Below are 19,755 nucleotides of genomic sequence, written 5' to 3'. Positions count from 1 at the left end.
TTGTTTTATAAATCCCAAAAGAGAAGAAATGTTATCTACAAATTAACAATGAAGACAACCTTTCTCCCCTTACTCTATAAACTTTCAAATGTCCCTCTAATTCTCTCCCGTCACCTAATAGACTCATCGTCTTTTTAACGAAGTTCCAATTTAAACTACCGGATAACCATAGCAACGAAGAAAGTCTTTTATAATCATTTGAAGTTAAAATGTTATTAGCTTTATACCCTTCTAAAAATGCTCTAGCAACTTCCGGACATACTTTATGCGACTGTATTCCTTTCGTTCGAGAGTACCATTTTATTAAAAAGGCTAATCCTTCAATACGGTCAACATAACTAATAGATTCAAAATCTACAATTCCCTTTACCTGTTGACTTGAGTCCCATAAAACATTCAAAGGATTTAAGTCTGTTTGTACAATAAACTCTAATTCACTCGTATATGCGCAGTCTATATGATATTTAGCAAAATCTATATACTCCCGCAATTCCTTACATGCGCTTGTCTTGCTTTCTAACATATTAATAAACTCAACATACCCATCCAAATGAGATTTCTTCTGAAAAATCGCGCTTTGAAATGCACTAGAAATATCATGAACCTTTCTTGCTTCCTTTCCAAATGCTTCTGCGATAGCTTCTGTACAAAGTGTAATATGTTCTCCTTCAATCCAATTAGACAATATAAATCGGTATTGTTCATCATTCCATGCGACTAATGTAAATGACTCCCCTGACCTATTTTTATTAATTTGCATAAAAAGGATCCCATGCTCGCGTAAATAATACGTAAAACGTACTTGCTCTATCAATTGTTCGTTTGATAACGCCCCAAAAGCCGGATTGATCGTTCGCTTGCTATTGATAAACCGTGCGGAATATCGCTTTCCATTCACCATAATTTTATAGTGTAAATCTGTATTCCAGCTATTTTTATGTAACTCTTCTTCCACTGCTAGTGAGTGAATTTCTTTAAAATAATTTATTAATACATCTTTTATTATGTATTTCATCCTTTTTTCCTTTCATGTGAAAAAATTTTCAATACAACTCAACTTCCTCTCATCATATCCATGCCACCATTAAAAAAGGCCATAGCCTTTCCCAAAATGAAAAACTACGGTTCTTTTTACAACTCAATAGTTAAAATATTTTCGAAAGGTGGAGTCTCTATAGCTTTTAAATAATCTCAAATTAATAATTATAGAGTGATTCCGCCTATAAACAAAACCCACCAGAAACATCTAAAATCTGCCCTGTTACCCAGCGACTATCCGAAGAAGCAAGGAACGCTACTGCATCTGCAATATCTTCAACTTGTCCTATTCGTCCAAAAACAGATGAATTCGTAGCAAAATTTCGTATTTCCGGATTATCTAGCAATTTCGCATTTATATCTGTCTTCGTATATCCAGGCATAATTGTATTCACTGTTATACCTCTTTCTCCAAGATGTTTAGCTAGAGGAAGTGTCATCGTATTTAATGCACCTTTACTTAAGCCGTATGCAATGGACCCTGCAAAACCAAGTCTTACTTCAGCTGATGAAATGTTAATAACTCGCCCCTCCGCTCGTAATAACGGTAATGTTTGCTGAATTAAGAAGAACGGCGCCTTAATATTTACGGCCATAATTTCATCAAAAATTTCTTCTGTCGTATTTTCAATCGTTCCTTGTATACCTATGCCTGCATTATTTACTAAAATATCAATCTCTGATGTACAAACTGTCTCTTGCAGTTCTTCCTTTAATTTCTCTACTAGTCTTTTGACACCATCAATTGAATTGAGTTCAGATTCAATTAAGAACGCTTTTCCTCCATTAGATTCAATTTCTCTAACTGTTTCATCTGCAGCTGCTTTATTTCGGCCGTAGTGAACTGCAACTAATGCACCATCTTTCGCCAATCTCATCGCAATCGCACGACCAATGCCCCGACTCGCTCCTGTTACTAACGCTACTTTCCCATCAAGATTCTTCATTTTTTCCACCCTTCCTACATTTTCGTTTAATAAATCCTATACTTATATTTTTATGCAAATACTAATAATTTTAAATATAGATTTATAGGTAATTTAGTTCCTTCACTTATGATATTATAGTTATAATTTACGATTTACTTTAGAAAATAAAAAGGAGGGCTATCCAATGCAAAACGCAGTAAAACTAGATGAAATTGACCATAAAATTATGAACTTGTTGCATGAAAATGCGAGAATTTCTGTTTCAGAAATAGGACGTATTATATCCATGACGCAGCCCGCTGTAAAAGAACGCATTAACAAGCTTGAAGATCAAGGGGTTATAGCCGCTTACCGAACGAAGTTTGAGCCTTCCAAAATTAATAAAGACATTCAAGCATTCATTATGTTCAAAACGAGTCAATGCTCTGATTTTATCCAATTTTGTAATGCCGCTCCTGAAGTAACAGATTTATATCGAATTAGCGGGGAATTTAATTATATGATGAAAGTCATGAGCGATTCGATGGATTCTCTCGCTGCATTTTTAGACTCTTTAATGCAATTTGGATTATCGTCTCCTTTAATTGTTTTAAAGAGTGAATTTGAAGAAAAATTGTCGTTCTGATAAGAGGGTACGTATTATCCTCCGCTAACATTAAAAGTTGCTTCTTTGTGAGAGAAATCAACAAAATAAATGATATAATCTATTTAAAATCAAATGATCAAACACAATTGATATAGATGGTTAGGAGAAAATTAATGAACGAAAAAATAGGCTATGTTTGTAAATTTTGCGGAGTATTTCACGATGAACTCCCTATATGTTATGGGAATGAGGCTCCCGATTATTTTTACTATATCCCTGAAGAAGAGCTAGAGAGTCGAGTTGAAATGGATGAAGATCTATGTGTAATTGATGATGAATATTTCTTTATGAAAGGTTGTATTGAAATTCCAGTTTTAGATGGAGAGGGACCTTTTATATGGGATGTATGGGTATCTTTAAGTGAAACAAACTTCCAAAAGACGCTTGATTACTGGGAAACGAAAGGAAGAGAAAACGAATTAGAGCCAATGTTTGGTTGGTTATCTACCCAACTTCCTTGTTATCCAGATACAGTAAGTTTAAAAACAATGGTTCATACTAGAGAAATCGGTTACAAACCTTATATTGAACTCGAACTAACAGACCATCCATTATCTATTGAACAAAAAGATGGTATTAAACTAGATCGCATCCAAGAAATTGCTGAAGAAATTTGTTATCAAAATAACGAAGAAATAAATGATTAGTAAATAAAAAAGAACATTGAAAAATCAATGTTCTTTTTTATTGCATTTTCACTTATTAATCAGATTTCTCTTCGAAAAGAGAAATCTCAACTGTATTTTAACCACCTACCCCTGATTCCTCTGCTCCTCCCTAAACTCCTCCTTCACCTTCTCTAACAACCCTTCTTCCGTAATTAATCGATACGCTGTATTCGCTAGTGCTTTTGCCGATGTAATTAATGCTTTGTCCCCGAGTTCTGAACGAGCTGCTTCTCTAAATTCATTCGTATGCGCAATTAAATCGTCTGGACCGATTTTAATGTACGGATGAATTGTCGGTACGACTTGGCTTACGTTTCCTGCATCTGTTGAGCCAATTCCTACTCTTTCTTTACGGTTTACATCTTCACCTAGTAGTTCTAACTCTTCGGCTACGACGTCATTAAATGTTTTTGTTACGAGTAGTTCATCGATTTCATTTTGGAATTGATGAATTTTTACTTTCGTACCTGTTGCTAACGCTGCCCCTTGTGCAATATTTCTTACTTTTTCTGTTACTTCCGCACATCTTTTTCTCGTTGCAGCACGGATGAAGAAGCGTGCCGCAGCATAATCCGGAATAATGTTAGGTGCTTTGCCACCTTCTGTAATGATTCCATGAATTTTCACATCTGATGGGAGTTGTTGGCGAAGTGCATTAATACTGTTATACAGCTGGATAATCGCATCTAATGCGTTAATTCCTTCTTCTGGTGAGGCTGCTGCATGAGCTGTTTTTCCGTAAAAATGAAAATCAAGTGGATCGACCGCTAGTGATGGACTCGTTGGAGCTGTTTTTCCGCTCGGATGAATCATAAGCGCCGCATCAATGTTTTTAAATAAGCCAGCTTTCACATAACTCGATTTTGCGCTACCATTTGGCCCGCCTTCTTCTGCTGGTGTTCCGAACACGACAACTTCTCCGCCGATTTCCTCAAGCGTTTCTGATAACGCGATCGCTGCTGCAACGCTAATTGTTCCGATTAAATTGTGACCACACGCATGACCGAGTCCTGGTAAAGCGTCATACTCAGCTAAAAATGCGATAACTGGTCCTTGTTTCCCGGAACTTTTTCGCGCGATAAACCCTGTTTCATGACCAGCTATATTGTGCTGCAACTGAAATCCTGCGCTTCCTAACAACAAACTTAACGTTCTTGATGCGTAAAATTCTTGGTTACCAATCTCCGGATTCGCATGAATATTATGACTTGTTTCTATGTACTTTTCCTTATTTCTTTCTATACTCTCTTCAATTGTTTTTCTTTGTGACGTTACTCCTGTCGCTCCCATTTTTCTTCCTCCTTTTATTTTCACGTAAAAAAGCCTCTTTCTAAAAGATAGAAAGAGGCTTCTGTATATACAGTCAAAATGAGCTTCTTTCTTATCTTTCAAGTTACCTTGCTGGAATTGGCACAGTATTCATAAAGAATCCGCTGCCGAGGTGTCATAGGGCCAGTCCCTCAACCTCTCGTGATAAGAATTTTCATAAAATTATATTAAATTACATTCATTCTAAGTTCATTCTGATTAAAAGTCAAGGAATTCCTATCCGAATTTACCGAATATCTAAAAATCCTTTTAACACACCAATTGTTTCTGGTGCTTGCAGTCTTGCACATACGTACGGAAATTCCATACTACCTTCAAACATCATTTGAGATGTAAGTGGTGCTCCCGCCCAAAAGATTTCATCATCGATTACGATAAACGGGAATGCTTTATTTTGTCTTTGTAACTTTAGATTTTTCAATGGAACTGGTCCATCACTATACACTGTTATTTGCGCATTTGTACGCATTAACGCTTGCCATACTCGCTTATCCACTTGTTTTGTACTTGGAAGTGAAATAATAATTTTTCGTTTTGCGGCTAAAATATCTTTCAATAACCCTTTCGGCTCTTCAAGATTCATTTCCATAAACCAGCGTAAACGTTTCGAGATTTTTCGCTCCCACAATTGTCTTGATGTCGTGCGATCATACACATCTCCGTGACGTTCTATATGAGCTGTTAATTGCGATAACGCTTGTTTTCTCGAAAGATTTTTACGCATGTAGTGGCAATCTGATAATTGAATGAACTTCCCTCTCGCTCTCGTTACTGCTACATTGACGAGGCGATGGTTTTTATGATCAAAGAATAACACGCCAGGGCGTTCTTGCGGATAACTATCTACCGTATCAAAGATCATCATATCTCTTTCAGACCCTTGAAACTTATGAACTGTCGCCGCTAAAACTGGTATGTTTTGATATTTCGTTCTCTGCAACATTTCTCTAATGCACGTTGATAAAAAGCGGGACTGTGCCCTGTAAGGCGTAACTACACCGATAGATTGAACACCATCTAACAATCCAATTAACATCATTTGCATCGCTACTAAACCAGACATAATATTAAAACGAGAACCGGAAGCAGCGTCTTTTAAAGAAAAGGCTCCCATTAAGCTCGTATCAAATAAAACACTCGCCTCATTTGCGAACGGTTGCAGTTTCGCAAGTTCTTTACGCTCTGAAACAGATGGATGATCGTACACTCTATTTTTATAAATAAATGAATTCGTAAACTTCGATATATCCGTATGCATACGTCTTTGCTCCTGCAGCATAAAAAGGTTCGGATGTGCTTCTGATTTATTTACAGAATCAACAATCCCTGCATGATAAAACATATCTTCACCGAGCCATTTTCGAACGAGTTCATGGTTCGCCATCGCAATCGGAGGTAACTGTAAAAAGTCACCACAAACGACAATACGTTTCCCAAGTGAAGCAGCTAATGCGATTTGCGGAACATAAGCCATACTTACTTCATCTACGACAACTAAATCAAATGTACGCTCATAAATAAGGGAATCAATTGCACATTTCGATAAAGTCGCACCGATTACTTTCGCATTTTCAATGTATTCTTTTTCTACTTCTTTAATTTTCGCTTTTTGCTTTCGAAGATTACTTTCAATCTCTTGTATACGCTTCTTATCAGCAGAAGTCGCTTTATATGATAAAATCTTTTCACGAAGATCTTGTCGTGTCTCTTCTAAATAGAGTCTTTCTTCTCCCCAAGATCCATTCGTCGTTTCAACTAACTTCGATGCAAGTAACGTTTCATGATTTCGTATATGCTCATGTTGACTATAACCGTAACGAACAATTTCGCCAGGTGTCCATTTCTTTTTCTTTTCAATTTGCTTCGTTACTTCACTCATTAATACGTCAACTGCCGCATTACTATGAGCTAACACAAGTACCGATTTTCCTTTTTGATAATGAGCCGAAATAATACGTGATAAATTGTACGACTTCCCTGTTCCAGGCGGTCCCCACACATACGTTGTCGGATTGTAAAATGAACGATACGCCAATTCATTTTTCGTATTTTTCATCTTTTCAATATGTTTCGGACTGCTCGTCCCATCAACAAGACGCTTTATACGATTACGTTTTAGCTTATCTTTATGAGCTTCTTTCAATCTCTCTTGCAGTTGTTCTAACAGTTGCCACGGTTCACTGTATAAAACCGCTTCTCGTATTTCACCTTGTATATAATCGTTTAATTTCAGTTCTATTTCTAATCCATGTACAGATAATACTTCTCCTGTCGCTTCCTCACCATCGAACTCAATTCGAATTGGTGAACCTTCAGGTAAGCTTACTTCCGAAATAAGTTGAAATACGTATACTGTACTTTCATAATCTGTATATAAAAAACGACCGTTCATGATAGAAATTTTACTACCACCTATCGTTTTCCAATGTTTAATTTCATACGCTAATGCATAATGCCACTCTTTCATCGTTGCCGATAATGAAGGAGTTTGAGTAGGTGTATTCATCGTATAATCTCCTTCCTTCTCCCCAAACATACTTTCTCACTATACCATATAACACGCTAAAATTTGTAAGGTTTTTATCTTGCTTATTTTCTTAATTTTCAATAATATATTGTATATAATTTTCAGAAAGAAGGAAGGAATCTACATGCCAGTTAGAAGAATCGAACACGTTGGACTTATGGTTACAAACTTAGAAACATCTATCTCATTTTATGAAGAAGTAGTCGGCTTACAACTCATTAAACGTATGGGACATCCAAATCCAGACTTAAAACTCGCTTTTTTAGGTGTGGAAGAATCGAAAGAAACGATACTTGAACTAATTGAAGGTTACAACTCTTCCCTTCCGGCAGAAGGAAAAGTACATCACATTTGCTTTAAAGTGGATTCATTAGAGGATGAAATCGAAAGACTACAGAAACACAAAATAACCTTCCTACTAGGAGAAGAAATTGAAAAATTACCAGATGGAACACGTTACATATTCTTCGCTGGTCCTGACGGAGAGTGGATTGAGTTTTTTGAGACGGAGAGATAAAGTAAACCTTTATTTTGCGGGATAGAAAAAGAGCCGGAATTCCGGCCCTTGTTTTTACAAGTGCATATCCAGTAACAATAAAACATACCTCCAACCTGAGAATTCACCAAGATTAAAAACACAATCCTTTTGTTAGGAGTAGAGAATGATTAATACAATCTATATTATTATTTTTTGGATACTTATTCTATTTCCAATCCTGTATGTAATTAAGATACAGCGCTGGAATATAAAAGTGGCTGCCGTATTTGTTGGAAGGATCCTATTAAGTATTATCTTTTTCATAAATGGAATGGTGTTAGGAATGCAGCGAAATTGGTCAGAGCCTCCCTATGAAACAGAATGGGATTTCTTTATAAAATCTTTATTAAACGGGAAAACTGATGCACTTATACACTTGGTACTTCTAATTATTATCATTACTTTGGATCTTGTCATCACATTTTATTATATTAATAAAAAGAAATAGGGTGTTCTCTCCTATTTCTTTTCTTAATGTTATAAAAATCTTTCAAATAGCTCTAACTTGCACAATGCTTCCCGTTAATATAATACGCTGATTCTGTGAAAACCGTAAATACAACCTCTACTTCTGGAAGTCCAAAATCCATTACATATGTAGTAATGGCCTTGGCAAATCGATCACGAATTTCCTGTCCACGCTCGAACCATTTCACTTCAATAAGAGGAAACGCTTCTATTTCTTCTCCATTGAATACAAACGTAGAACTTGGTAGTTCCAAGGTGAAATTATCCGTACCACACTCACAGATATCTGCGAGCTCTTCTACTAATGGCTTGCTTATGCTTTTTAATTGTTCAATAGTAATTCCACGAAACACAACATGCGGCATGTGAATCCCTCCGTTAGATAGCTTTATATTTGCTCACATCATAACACAATTTATTTTGCTGCACTAACATCTATTGGTACATTTCAATGACATTCTTAAGAATGATCATATGTTATTGAAGCAATACATGTATTGTAACCTGAAAAATAATAAAGGGGTATTGTCACATCGATATCAAACTATCAAAAAGAGATGACCCTAAATTAAAAAACACGCTATTCTTTCTGTAGCATCAATTCAAAAAAGAAGGGATTCCCCCCTTCTTTTTTGAATTCCGTGTCCCTCATTATTTACTATAACCGCGATTCAGTTTAGTTAACTTTTCATTGATGTGAAAAATTCTTACTCTAATATCTTTAACACCAGATGCTTGAAGTCTATTTTTGTGCATTTCCGCGTATTTTTCAGCATCTTGTTTTTCTTCAAATACATAGATGCCTCCAGCTTCTTTCGTTTCTTGATTCTCCGTCCATATTTTCGAATGGAATCCTTCTTCTTCATTAATACTTTTTGCTAAATCCAAAAATGCTTTTTCCATTTCTTCACCAAAAGGACCTTCAAACGGAAAATCAACTTGTAGTAAATATGCCATTTTCACTCACTCCTATGTTCAATATTTTCACAACCTCTTTTATAAAATAATTAAAAAATGATAGCAACTTGAACGCATACAGTTTAACGGCTTTAGGTTATGTTTAAAAAAACAGCCATTCCTTAGTGAAACGGCTGTTTTCGTAATTCAATAAAAGCTCCCAGATTGCGGTAGATATTTTTAAATATTATTTTGTTTTTTTGACTTGATTATAATAAAAGATGGACTTCGCGATTCGTTTATTAAATCTGGCATTTTCTCTATCCCTGCCAAAGTTGATTGCGGCTCGATTATTTTATCCAGCGAAAGCCCGTGTTCAATTAAAGTATTTATTAATGTGGCAACAGTTCTATGATAAATAACCACACTATCGTCAACAAACCAGTTGTGTACTCTCATTCCTTCTTCTTGATAATTATCTAATGCCCAGTGTGATTTATTACCATCTTCAGTTTTTATCCAATGGTTGCTTCCTTTGCGAGCTGTTGCTATTGGGTGTTCGGTTGAAAAGATAAATTCACCACCGCTTTTTAATAATTCATTAATCTTTTGAATCATTGCCGAGTAATCTTCAATATAATGTATAGAGAGGGAACTTATAATCAGGTCGAACTTTTGATTGGCTAGTCCCATATCCTCCATAGGAAGACACATAAATTCTATGTTATCATCCTGATTTAACTTTTTAGCACGTTCAATCATATTTTTGGATATGTCTACACCTATTACGTTTTTTGCACCATTTTCTATACAATACTTTGAAAAATGACCATCACCGCAACCCAAGTCTAGTACCGATTTTCCTTTCAAACACAGAATTAATGATTTGATTGCTGGCTGTTCTATGAAGTCATTAGCACTTATTCCACTTTCACGCAACGCTGTGTAGTTTTTGAAGAAATTCGGATTATCGTAAACATTTTGTCTCACTTACATCACTCCTCTGATAAGGTTTTCATAGATTAAGCTGACTTCTGTTTCCAAATTACCATACTAACCATAAAAATTTTGTCATCCTTTTATTCATGTTGTGTATATAAAGCATAAAGATTGTTGGATTTTGAATCAACATATACGTCCCTTTTATTTAAAAATAAAAAAAACCCATATTCAATGAAAAATACAGGGTTTTTATGAAGCAGTTTATTTCGTTTACAGTTATACTTAGTCGAAAGAAGTTCGTGAATTAAATATTACTTATCTAATTAAGACGAATTTAGATTCCGGCCCAAACATCTTTTCCATATCGCCCTTCTTCTTGCACACGATCCAGCCAATTCCTTGCTTCTTGTTCACTGACTTCATGAATTTCTTGATATGCTTGACAAAGGGTGTCTTCTACGTCAGGAGCCATTTTACTTCCATCACCACATATATAAAGATGCGCTCCATTATCTAATAACGAAATTAAATTGATTCTATCTTGTTTTATTAAATGCTGTACATATGTTTTAGGATATCCTTCTAGGCGAGAAAAAGCTGTGTGTAAAGAGATTAATCCATCTCTTTCATCATTTTCTAGTTCTGTACGATAGAGATAATCCTTTTCAGGATGACGACAACCAAAATATAGATGTGCTTGTCCTAAGTTAATACCTTTTTGCTTTTGAACACGACGCGCTTGCAAGAATCCACGGAATGGTGCAATTCCAGTACCTGGTCCAACCATGATAATTGGTGTTTCTGGATTTTCAGGTAATTGAAAGTTTGATTGTGGCGTTCGAATGAAACAGATAATCTCATCTTTATTATGACGCTGAGCTAAATAATTAGAAGCGACTCCTTCATATGTCCCTACCCCACTCCATGCAGGTGCATTAACAACACCAACCGTAATGCTCAGACGATCCTGTGCAACGAGTGGAGAGCTTGAAATAGAATAGTAACGCGGTTTGAGCGCAGGAAGAAGTTCTAAAAAGCGTTCAAATCGGAGTTCACAAGCCTCATACTTTTCAAGAAGATCCAACATTGACATACGTTTCTTTAATATTTGTTCATGATAAACTCCCTCTTCCAATAATGATTCCAATTCCTTTTTATGAGGAGGGCATGCTGTGAATGTCACCATTTCTCGTATTTGTGCTCGAGTGGCTGCTTCTTGAACTTCTACACTATAACTAAGAAGGTCAAATAAACTAACAGGACTGTCTAAAGGTATGTGATTTACACTTCGTCCACTTGCACTCAGTATGACTTGATCCTTCCCATTTAATCCAAAGCGTTTTAAAATTCGGTTGACATTTTTCTCACTATTAATTGGCAGCACCCCAAGGTGGTCACCTTCTTGATACGTAGCGCCTTCTGGCAAGGATATCTCAATATGTCGCGTGCTTCTTTCACTGCTAGATGATTGAAGTTCACGATTTTCTAGTATAGATGCATAAACTGCTTCATATGTTCGCGCAAGAGGAGATCCTCCAAGACGACTAACAAATTGTAAACTTAATGTACTGCGTTCTTTCTCAATGTTTTTGTTAAGTTCCAATCCAAATGCCTTCATCGCATCAGACCACATACTTTGTTTCCATTGCTCGAGCTGTTCCTCGAAATCACCACTTGCATCTGCTTCTCCACGTGTCGAAAATCTTGTTGCTCCTTTTTGAGCCATTTGCTCATCAATGTATCTTGGAATTCGCTGATAAGTACTAGCCCAATTATGATCTCCACAACCAAAAACTGCGTATTGAACACCTTTTAGCTCATCCGATTTTAATTCCTCCAACCATTGCACAAACTGCCCTGCATTACTTGGTGGTTTTCCATTATAAGAAGAAGTTACAATAAGAACCGCCCCTTCTTTTGGCAGACTTCCAATTCCATCGTTAAGTGCTACCACTTCTGTTTGAACACCTTCTAAACTAGCTGTATCTGCTAGTTCTCTTGCAATACCTTCTGCTACCCCTGTATCCGATCCATACAGAACAAGAAGCGAAAGATTATCGGCTCCAATAATAGAAGGAGTCTTCTGAACTTGCTGTTCGATTTCATCGTTTTTCAGTTTCTCCTCTATAGGCGCAATAACAGTAGTATGGCTAATAGTTTGATTTCGGGGTAGAATCCTAATTTTAAAATCACCAGGCTTTAGCGTTAATGTTTGTTTTACGTCCAGCTGATAGTCTTGATAATCGATGAATTCAAAATGTTGAAGAAGCATTCCCATTACGAGTGTGGCTTCATGAAGTGCAAACTGCATACCGATACATGCTCGTTGACCATTTCCAAATGGCTTATAAGCATGATGAGGAACCTTATCCAGCTCTTCAAATCGTTCAGGTTGGAATTCTTCCACATTGTCTCCCCACGCGTCTTTATCCCTATGTAGCTGTGGAATAAGAACAGAAATACGATCTTCTCCTTTCTTAATTGGATATTTCCCACCAATCACTGTATCCTCTTTTGCATAGAGACTGAATGCTGGAGCAGTAGGCCATAGACGTAGCGATTCATTTAAAATCATCCGGATATACTTTAATTTCATAACTTGTTGGTATGTTGGAGTGGGATCTGTTAAAACCCGATCTACTTCTTCATAGGCTTTTTTCAATTTATCTGGATTCTTTAATAAAAAATAGATTGCAAAAGATAATAATCCACTTGTTGTTTCATGCCCAGCTATTAAAAAAGTGATAATTTGGAAACGAATATTTTCATCATCTAATTTTTCACCAGTTTCCGGATCCTGCACATTTAACATACGGGAAAGTAAATCATTTTCTTCCTGATTTCCACTACTTTTACGTTCAGCAATAATATTATCTACTAAAGAAAACATAGATTGAATATCATGCTGAAATTGACGTTTCGTTCTCCACATGAGTTTATCTTCTATATCCAGCCGCTGTAATTGGTGCATCGCCTCATCTAGAGCACGGCTCATGCTAGTAATAAAAGGATGAGGGGTCTCACGATAATAGCTATTAAATCGATAATTAAAACCACATAGACCAATTGTATCCAATGTAAGGCGAGTCATATCCTCCGGAACATCTACGTTTTCATTCGGATTAAGCCGTGCCCATTTTTGAACGAGTTGTACAGCAATATCGACCATCATAGCATGATAACCTTTCATTGCTCGTTGGCTGAATGTAGGCATCAAAATATTATGAGCTTTTTTCCAGTTAGGCTCGTGAGTCTCGCTTGTAAATAATCCGTCTCCAGCAAAGGCGCGAACTTTCGCTAAAGCACCCTCTATACTTTTATCAAATCTTGTTTCGTCACAGACTTCTGCTACCAGTTCATGTCCAGAAACGACAATAATGGTATCACTTAAAGTTTGAATTCGAAAAATGGGACCATACTCTTCCGCTATCTTGATAAAGGATAGGGTCGGTTTATCTTTATCGATTAATGGGAGATTCCCCAGCAATCCATATGTTTTCGGTTGAGGAATGGCAGATACTTTTTTATCCATTAAAAACACCCTTTCAAAAAAGCATGAAATAAAATATCCCATTCAATAAAAAGAAGATAGCAATGAATCGCCTGGGATAAAGATATGTAATTGATTACCTTATTTTATCTTTTCCCGAACTATTCACGATTATGATATTGCTTATAAGGTTGGTAATCTAAGTTGTTTGTTGATATTAGATTTATAACTTGCAGAGAAAATACTAAATTAAAATGAAGCGTATTATTATAATGTTTATCACAAATTGAGAGCTAAAGATTGTAGTATTGGGAAAACCAGTAGTTCCTAATGTCAATTCAAACAAATACGATAAGCAAGTATACTGTGTTACTAATGAAAAAGGATCTGATATGAATATCAGATCCTTTTTACTATATATAATTATTTCACTGGTCCTTTTCCAAATTTAAATACCAGCGCCTTAGCAGCAGAAATTTGCATTTCTTCATAGTCTAACTAAACAGTAAAAAAACTTGTAGGAATCATGATCTAGAGTCTTATTTTTCCCTACCGATTTAACCTCTCGACAGCTTCCGCGCTTGTATCTACACGTTTAACGAAAAAAACTAATAGTAGTGCAACAACATTCATGCCAAGCGCTACATAGAATGAATATTGAATTCCGGATAATAAAGCCTTCTGAGTTAACATTGCCTTCGTAGCCTCTGTGAAGGTTGTAGGATCTACATCAACCATTAGACTTTCAGCTTTTGTTTTTGTTACAGAATTCATAATCGTAACAAGAATAGCAGTACCAATCGAACCGGACACTTGTTGAGCTGTATTATTAACAGCTGTACCGTGCGGATTTAAGCGAGTTGGTAATTGATTAAGTCCGTTTGTCATAAGTGGCATCATCACCATCGCCATCCCAAACATCCGCAATGTGTAAATAAGAATAATATGTGTGTGACTAGATTCGATTTGCAGGTTTGCCAGCATATAAGTTGAAACAGCTGTAATGGAAAGTCCTACTATACCAAGAATCCGAGGGCCATATTTATCAAATAGTTTACCTGTAATGGGTGACATAACCCCCATTATTACCGCACCTGGGAGCATCATCAGCCCAGAGCTCAGTGGAGAAATACCACGGACGTTTTGTACATAAGCTGGTGTTAAAATCATACCCGAAAACATGGCCACTGCGTTAACAATTGCAATTACAGACGCAAGTGCAAACATTGGGTACTTGTAAACACGTAAATCCAATAACGGTTCATTCATTTTTAATTGGCGGACAATGAAAGCAATTAGGGCAATAGCGCCTATGATTAAGGTTGTTAAAACAATTTTATTCGTCCAACCGTCGGAGCTTGCAGAACTGAATCCATATAACAAACCGCCAAAACCGACAGAAGATAATAGTAATGAGAGATAATCAAGTTTTGCATTTTTATTTTGTCTCATGACGTTCTCAGATTTCCAAATCCCTAACAGTAAACTAATGATTGCTAACGGTAAAATCATTTCAAAAAGCAAACGCCAGTCATAATACTCTACAATATAACCTGATAGTGTCGGTCCAATTGCTGGAGCTGTAATCATAACTAATCCAAAAATCCCCATTGCGGTTCCCCTTTTTTCTCTTGGAAAGCTTACTAGCATAATATTCATTAACAAAGGCCCCATGACTGAAGAACCTGCTGCTTGAACCATCCGGCCAGTAAGTAATAAACTAAAGTTCGGTGCTAAAGCCGCTAAGGCCGTACCAAAAATAAAAATCACCATAGATGTAATAAATAAGCTCCTATTGGAGAAGCGGGTTATTAAAAATGCTGATGCCGGAATTAATATACCACTTACAAGCATATACCCTGTAGAAAGCCACTGGATCGTTGAATAATCTTTAATGTCTAAATCTTTCATTATTGATGGCAAAGCTACATTTAAAAGCGAGTTATTTAGAAATGAAACAAATGCCCCAATAAAAAGGATTACAAGCATTAAATATGGTGGTTTTCTTTTATGTAATGTTTCACTCATATATTTATTTGCCCCTTCATTATAAATTCCATTGATTAGTTTAAATCGTTTGTATATCTGCATAAGAATATATTGTCCTTGCAGTATTTTGCCAAACTCTTCGAATGGATATTCTCTTTTTAGCAATTCTATTTGCTCGACATAACATTTTAAAATCTTTTTTATTGATTAAACCTTTATAAACATTTAAATAAGATTTTGAATGAATATTTAAACACGTTTGTTAACCGAAATTAAATTAGGCTGAAATAAACAAAAGGAGCAACTGAAAATACCCTTCTAAAATAAAGTGAAACTTTACTCAGTGGGACTTTTACAGGCAGTCCCCCCCCTCAAACTTCTTTGCTTTCGCTGAATTTTGAGGGGGCGGTGTCTTACTACCCACAAATAGCGGGATAAATCAACAAGACCACTCACCCATTCTTTTAAATACGGGCTTGTAAATCTAGTTATGTAACCATCCATAAAAAGGAATATTACATAGGCTAAGTCTAACATTACATTTTTAAAGTGAGGGGAATAAGCTTATGCACCAATATTGGTATTTGAATTCAAATGGAAACGGGGAGCAATATAATAACCAAATTTCAATGTCATCATTACATTCACAACCTCAAATAACTAAAGCTCAGGGAATGGATGGTCTGAAGGTTCCTGAGAATTTGAGTTGTCGAGTCTATCCATTTGGTTGGGATTCACCAGCCAATTATACGGGTTTCACTCCCGAGCCCCCTCCCTTCCCTTTAGGTCAGCCAATCCATTATGCAGGGATGATGCCCCAAGGACATCCTGGTAATTGGGCTCCATTACCAGGCCATGCAGGTTTTAATTTTCAAAAACCTCCCATCCCCTGGCCCCAACCATTCAATCATACAGGGATGTTCGCACAGGGTCATATTGCCGCTTTACTATCACCGCCAGCCAAAGCTTTTAATTTTAATACCAATAATAACTGGGGTGTTTTTGGAAATTCTCCAGGATGGGGAGGACAGATAAATCCCATGGGATGGGGGAATAACGGGCAGCCAGGAATGCTTGGAAACTTACTGACAGCAGGAAAAGGCACCATGAATGGAATCGGAATGCTTAGTAGTCTAATCGGTATGGGAAAATTCTTCTTTTAGTTAATTAGAACGGGAGGATAGGTCCATAGCTCAAACATGCCCCCTCAATGTATTTATTGTATAGGTTCCAGTACTCCCTCCAAGTTCGTTTGCTAGTCAAGCGAACTTAATTAATAAAATACAAGGGAAAACCTTCATCTTATGTATGAAAGGATCTTTCAATTAAAGATCCTTTTATATTGCTCATTTAACTAAATAAATTGGTTAATTGCATAACGCTCTTCTAACTTTCCTTGCGAAACTTAGCGGATCATCAACGTCTTCGATATTAACGTAAATTAAATTCGGCTCATCACATAACCACTCATTGTGTATAGACGAAACGATTATTCCTTGTTTAATAATTGTAGCAACAAATTCAGTAACTTCTTTTTGTAAGAGCGCTATCCGCCCTAGACATAATGCCCGTCCAGTTTTATTATCTCTTGATTCGAATGAGAAGGAAGTTGTTACTCTAAAACGTTTTCCTAAGATAGTTGCTTGTATTTCATCCCGATTTATTGTTGCCACGCATTTTCCACCGGCGAATCCTTCTTGGCCACCGATAATTCTTGCAAACTGTTGACAAATTAATTCATCATTAAACGCCATACCTTGAATCATCCCCCTTTTACTGTTAGGTTATGAATGAATACATACGTCTGAAACGGTAATGAATCTATTCTATTACAAAAAAGATGATAGCAATCTAACGAAATCTATTAGCTTGATTACTTGAATTAACTCGGCTATTATATGTTAAAACATTTTTAAAGAGCATAAAAAAGACACCCTAAGGTGCCAGCCTCCAACTTGAGAATCGTATCTATGTATGGAGAAATTTAGAAAAGACAAATACTAAAGATAAGGTTCTAACTATAATTTATAGAGCTCTTATGCCATTAATTAATTACATTGTTCATCATAAGAAGAATCCCGTTATATTACTTTCTGACCAGTCTCGTTAAAGCCATCCCAATAAATCCAGCGCCCATTCCTATTAGCCATCCAGCATGAGTATCGCCTAATATAGATCCCACTCCTCCGCCAAGAAACATGCAGCCAACAAATACTAATCCTCCAATTCCCCAATTCGTCCGTTCCATAATTCAATCACACCCTTTCAATAAAACATATGCTTTTAGCTATCTAAACTTTCTTGCATAGGATGGTTAATTTTTTTGCTTAGGTTTAGCACTTTCAGGGATATCTGCTTTCAAATCGGATGCTTAGTACTCTATTTTATAATCAAAAACATTGTTTATGGTGTTAACACCACATGTCTATAAATCTAATAGAAAAGGTTTCCTCAAAACGAAAAATTAGAGGCTTTTATAGCAATGAAATTCATTTTTCTTTATTTAGCTAGCCGGTAGTTTAGTTTAATAAGTCCAAATGATAAGATAGAAGAAATAATGATGAATATAGGGGCGATTCAAAATGGATAACTGGAGAAATAACACAATTTGGTTTGAACAAATACCAGATGATCTTCAGGCTTGCTTAAACTTAAAAGAAGATAAATTTAATGAGATGCAGCTTGAAAATATTGAGTATTTAACTTTTTGGTATCATAAAAAAAATAAGCTTGGCAACTTTTTGGGTATGCCAGAAAATCTCCTCTATTTAGAATTAAACTGGTCCAATATACACGATTTCCTTGGGGTAGAAAAAATGAATAAATTAAAGCGTTTAGAATTACATTATTGTACTAAATTACAAAATGATTTTGGTTTGTCTGGATTAGCCGATACGCTAGAATATTTACATATTAATCAATCAAAGAAATTTGTACCAAATGAAGAATTATTCTCTCTGAAGAATCTTCGGGTTCTGTGCCTTAATTCTTGCGGTAATCTTGAGAATTTGAATTTTTTAAATCATTTCCCTAATCTAATTGACTTTAGATTTGTTGATACTAATGTGTTAGATGGTGACTTATCACCAATTTTAGAACATCCAACAATCCGAAGTGTAGGCTTTCTGAATAAGAGACATTACAATATTAAAGATGATAAGATGGATGCTTTTTTAAAGGATAAAAATGGTGGAGGAGAATTTAAAACCGTTATCAATTATGGCGAATATGAGACTTTTAGATATATTTATTAACTCAATTGTTCTTAAACTAACGGAGTGCTAATGTTAAATAAGTAGCATTTTTTACTTCCGCTAACGAGAATTATTTAAATAAGCTGTCCATATGGGCAGCTTATTGGATTTTTTCAAATACGCGATATTTTATTTGTCGATAATTTTTTAATCTTCATTATTGATTTCTATTGTACCTGTTCTAGCACTAACCTTTAAAATATTTAATAGATTCTCAGGTGTCTTGATTTCCACTTCATATTCAAATTTAGATTGAGCTAAGTTGTCATCTTCTAATTCGAATTCTTTTTTCACATTAATAATTTCTCCATTTGTATGAGCTAAAGAAATTTCACGAACTTGTTTCTCTGTATAGTTTTCATTCTTTTTCGCATAATTGTAGCCCATACCATAATATCCACCAACAATAGCAATACCACTTACTAAAATAGCAATTACACTTATAATTATTTTCTTTTTATGTTTTAACATTTCCATCCACTCCTGAATAATTAATCATTTATTCCAAATCTTGCTTCAAGTACATTTTCTGCTTGCTCTAATTGATCTTCAAGTATATCTTGTTCTCTTTCTTGTATTTGATATTGTTCAACAGTTATCGTTCCAGCGTGAAAATCTGCTTCTAGCTGATCATCAGATAGATCTATCTTGTCATCTAATTGGTCAATTTCTTTTTTTGCTGCTAAGTACGTATTTAAGTTATCTTCTTTTGCTCCAACTGGTTTCGTATTATTTGCCTTTTCTACAATAGATGTGACTTCGTTTTTGAAATCTTGTGTTTGCTTAGTATCATTCATAGCAGGCCCTGTTTTGTGTGGTTCTTGTTGTAGTTGCGTACCTTCTTTTTGTGATGTATCGTTTTCTACTTTCAGTTGTTGTATTTCTGTATCGTTATCAGCTTGAGTAGAACAAGCTGTTAAGAATAAACAAGACATTGCTCCAATCATCATCCATTTTCCCATTATGTTCTCCTCCCTTTACATGTGCACCTTATCCATGTCCTTATATTACTGAACAAACATTAAAGGAAGATTAATGCG

Annotated in this window: 19 protein-coding genes and 1 riboswitch; of the genes, 6 read left to right on the top strand and 13 right to left on the bottom strand. The window is 35.7% G+C overall.

The window, feature by feature from the left end:
* Positions 1-31: 31 nt before the first annotated feature.
* A complete protein-coding gene (locus ABH955_RS02530; protein ID WP_404453175.1) occupies positions 32-1,015 on the bottom strand; it encodes a phosphotransferase enzyme family protein in 984 nt (327 codons plus the stop codon).
* Positions 1,016-1,220: 205 nt separating this feature from the next.
* Positions 1,221-1,985: an SDR family oxidoreductase gene (locus tag ABH955_RS02525; RefSeq protein WP_404453173.1), complete on the bottom strand. Its 765-nt coding sequence runs from the start codon at positions 1,983-1,985 to the stop codon at positions 1,221-1,223.
* A gap of 166 nt (positions 1,986-2,151) precedes the next feature.
* Between ABH955_RS02525 and ABH955_RS02520 the strand changes: the two genes are divergently transcribed.
* Entirely contained in the window at positions 2,152-2,592 is a 441-nt protein-coding gene (locus tag ABH955_RS02520; protein WP_404449198.1) for an Lrp/AsnC family transcriptional regulator, read from the top strand.
* A gap of 134 nt (positions 2,593-2,726) precedes the next feature.
* On the top strand, positions 2,727-3,260 hold the full coding sequence (locus ABH955_RS02515) for a DUF2199 domain-containing protein (RefSeq protein WP_328012272.1): 534 nt from the start codon (positions 2,727-2,729) through the stop codon (positions 3,258-3,260).
* Positions 3,261-3,365: 105 nt separating this feature from the next.
* Here ABH955_RS02515 and ABH955_RS02510 read toward each other — a convergent pair whose 3' ends face one another.
* Together ABH955_RS02510 and ABH955_RS02505 are read right to left on the bottom strand one after the other, a co-directional pair.
* Positions 3,366-4,571: a M20 family metallopeptidase gene (locus tag ABH955_RS02510; RefSeq protein ID WP_404490829.1), complete on the bottom strand. Its 1,206-nt coding sequence runs from the start codon at positions 4,569-4,571 to the stop codon at positions 3,366-3,368.
* Positions 4,572-4,659: 88 nt separating this feature from the next.
* Positions 4,660-4,761: riboswitch (SAM riboswitch) on the bottom strand.
* Positions 4,762-4,836: 75 nt separating this feature from the next.
* The gene (locus ABH955_RS02505) at positions 4,837-7,146 is read right to left on the bottom strand and encodes an AAA domain-containing protein (RefSeq protein WP_404453167.1); all 2,310 of its coding nucleotides are present in this window, start codon (positions 7,144-7,146) and stop codon (positions 4,837-4,839) included.
* A 115-nt stretch (positions 7,147-7,261) separates the two neighbouring features.
* Between ABH955_RS02505 and ABH955_RS02500 the strand changes: the two genes are divergently transcribed.
* Together ABH955_RS02500 and ABH955_RS02495 are read left to right on the top strand one after the other, a co-directional pair.
* On the top strand, positions 7,262-7,654 hold the full coding sequence (locus ABH955_RS02500; protein WP_404449206.1) for a VOC family protein: 393 nt from the start codon (positions 7,262-7,264) through the stop codon (positions 7,652-7,654).
* Positions 7,655-7,799: 145 nt separating this feature from the next.
* Complete coding sequence (locus ABH955_RS02495) at positions 7,800-8,123, top strand: hypothetical protein (RefSeq protein ID WP_404449208.1); 324 nt, start codon at positions 7,800-7,802, stop codon at positions 8,121-8,123.
* 52 nt (positions 8,124-8,175) lie between these two features.
* On the opposite strand, the gene ABH955_RS02490 is transcribed toward ABH955_RS02495, so the two are convergent.
* From ABH955_RS02490 to ABH955_RS02470, 5 genes are all read right to left on the bottom strand, one after another.
* Positions 8,176-8,508 (bottom strand): DUF1904 family protein, encoded by a 333-nt coding sequence (locus ABH955_RS02490; protein WP_002142404.1) that lies wholly within the window; start codon positions 8,506-8,508, stop codon positions 8,176-8,178.
* Positions 8,509-8,794: 286 nt separating this feature from the next.
* A complete protein-coding gene (locus ABH955_RS02485; protein ID WP_149190667.1) occupies positions 8,795-9,100 on the bottom strand; it encodes a monooxygenase in 306 nt (101 codons plus the stop codon).
* A 180-nt stretch (positions 9,101-9,280) separates the two neighbouring features.
* Entirely contained in the window at positions 9,281-10,030 is a 750-nt protein-coding gene (locus ABH955_RS02480; protein WP_404453164.1) for a class I SAM-dependent methyltransferase, read from the bottom strand.
* A 286-nt stretch (positions 10,031-10,316) separates the two neighbouring features.
* Entirely contained in the window at positions 10,317-13,514 is a 3,198-nt protein-coding gene (gene cypD / locus ABH955_RS02475) for a bifunctional P-450/NADPH--P450 reductase (protein WP_404490828.1), read from the bottom strand.
* A 507-nt stretch (positions 13,515-14,021) separates the two neighbouring features.
* A complete protein-coding gene (locus ABH955_RS02470; RefSeq protein ID WP_404449214.1) occupies positions 14,022-15,500 on the bottom strand; it encodes a DHA2 family efflux MFS transporter permease subunit in 1,479 nt (492 codons plus the stop codon).
* Positions 15,501-16,027: 527 nt separating this feature from the next.
* Between ABH955_RS02470 and ABH955_RS02465 the strand changes: the two genes are divergently transcribed.
* Positions 16,028-16,624, top strand: coding sequence for a hypothetical protein (locus tag ABH955_RS02465; protein ID WP_404453159.1), 597 nt, complete (start codon positions 16,028-16,030; stop codon positions 16,622-16,624).
* A gap of 204 nt (positions 16,625-16,828) precedes the next feature.
* Here the strand turns inward: ABH955_RS02465 and ABH955_RS02460 are convergent, their stop codons facing one another.
* Positions 16,829-17,227, bottom strand: a complete 399-nt coding sequence (locus ABH955_RS02460) for a DUF1259 domain-containing protein (RefSeq protein ID WP_404453156.1) — start codon at positions 17,225-17,227, stop codon at positions 16,829-16,831.
* Between the two features lie 320 nt (positions 17,228-17,547).
* Positions 17,548-17,709 carry a hypothetical protein gene (locus ABH955_RS02455; protein WP_002190108.1) on the bottom strand — a complete coding sequence of 54 codons (162 nt, stop codon included), beginning with the start codon at positions 17,707-17,709 and terminating at the stop codon, positions 17,548-17,550.
* Between the two features lie 334 nt (positions 17,710-18,043).
* Between ABH955_RS02455 and ABH955_RS02450 the strand changes: the two genes are divergently transcribed.
* Positions 18,044-18,715, top strand: coding sequence for a hypothetical protein (locus ABH955_RS02450; RefSeq protein WP_061674497.1), 672 nt, complete (start codon positions 18,044-18,046; stop codon positions 18,713-18,715).
* Positions 18,716-18,862: 147 nt separating this feature from the next.
* Here the strand turns inward: ABH955_RS02450 and ABH955_RS02445 are convergent, their stop codons facing one another.
* Positions 18,863-19,186, bottom strand: a complete 324-nt coding sequence (locus ABH955_RS02445) for a PepSY domain-containing protein (RefSeq protein WP_002161193.1) — start codon at positions 19,184-19,186, stop codon at positions 18,863-18,865.
* A 20-nt stretch (positions 19,187-19,206) separates the two neighbouring features.
* Positions 19,207-19,677, bottom strand: a complete 471-nt coding sequence (locus tag ABH955_RS02440; protein ID WP_002128054.1) for a hypothetical protein — start codon at positions 19,675-19,677, stop codon at positions 19,207-19,209.
* Positions 19,678-19,755: the final 78 nt, after the last annotated feature.

The sequence above is a fragment of the Bacillus sp. RC240 genome (genome assembly GCF_044907945.1).
In the GTDB taxonomy this organism is placed as follows: domain Bacteria; phylum Bacillota; class Bacilli; order Bacillales; family Bacillaceae_G; genus Bacillus_A; species Bacillus_A mycoides.
The sequence above is the reverse complement of the archived record's forward strand: the minus strand, read 5'-3'. Positions and strand labels throughout refer to the sequence as shown.

Coding starts and splice junctions, on each gene's coding strand:
- ABH955_RS02510 (WP_404490829.1), bottom strand. CDS start 4,571: ATGGGAGCGACAGGAGTAACGTCACAAAGAAAAACAATTGAAGAGAGT.
- ABH955_RS02495 (WP_404449208.1), top strand. CDS start 7,800: ATGATTAATACAATCTATATTATTATTTTTTGGATACTTATTCTATTT.
- ABH955_RS02530 (WP_404453175.1), bottom strand. CDS start 1,015: ATGAAATACATAATAAAAGATGTATTAATAAATTATTTTAAAGAAATT.
- ABH955_RS02515 (WP_328012272.1), top strand. CDS start 2,727: ATGAACGAAAAAATAGGCTATGTTTGTAAATTTTGCGGAGTATTTCAC.
- ABH955_RS02460 (WP_404453156.1), bottom strand. CDS start 17,227: ATGATTCAAGGTATGGCGTTTAATGATGAATTAATTTGTCAACAGTTT.
- ABH955_RS02450 (WP_061674497.1), top strand. CDS start 18,044: ATGGATAACTGGAGAAATAACACAATTTGGTTTGAACAAATACCAGAT.
- ABH955_RS02500 (WP_404449206.1), top strand. CDS start 7,262: ATGCCAGTTAGAAGAATCGAACACGTTGGACTTATGGTTACAAACTTA.
- ABH955_RS02455 (WP_002190108.1), bottom strand. CDS start 17,709: ATGGAACGGACGAATTGGGGAATTGGAGGATTAGTATTTGTTGGCTGC.
- ABH955_RS02490 (WP_002142404.1), bottom strand. CDS start 8,508: ATGCCGCATGTTGTGTTTCGTGGAATTACTATTGAACAATTAAAAAGC.
- ABH955_RS02440 (WP_002128054.1), bottom strand. CDS start 19,677: ATGGGAAAATGGATGATGATTGGAGCAATGTCTTGTTTATTCTTAACA.
- ABH955_RS02470 (WP_404449214.1), bottom strand. CDS start 15,500: ATGAGTGAAACATTACATAAAAGAAAACCACCATATTTAATGCTTGTA.
- ABH955_RS02520 (WP_404449198.1), top strand. CDS start 2,152: ATGCAAAACGCAGTAAAACTAGATGAAATTGACCATAAAATTATGAAC.
- ABH955_RS02485 (WP_149190667.1), bottom strand. CDS start 9,100: ATGGCATATTTACTACAAGTTGATTTTCCGTTTGAAGGTCCTTTTGGT.
- ABH955_RS02525 (WP_404453173.1), bottom strand. CDS start 1,985: ATGAAGAATCTTGATGGGAAAGTAGCGTTAGTAACAGGAGCGAGTCGG.
- ABH955_RS02465 (WP_404453159.1), top strand. CDS start 16,028: ATGCACCAATATTGGTATTTGAATTCAAATGGAAACGGGGAGCAATAT.
- ABH955_RS02445 (WP_002161193.1), bottom strand. CDS start 19,186: ATGTTAAAACATAAAAAGAAAATAATTATAAGTGTAATTGCTATTTTA.
- ABH955_RS02505 (WP_404453167.1), bottom strand. CDS start 7,146: ATGTTTGGGGAGAAGGAAGGAGATTATACGATGAATACACCTACTCAA.
- cypD (WP_404490828.1), bottom strand. CDS start 13,514: ATGGATAAAAAAGTATCTGCCATTCCTCAACCGAAAACATATGGATTG.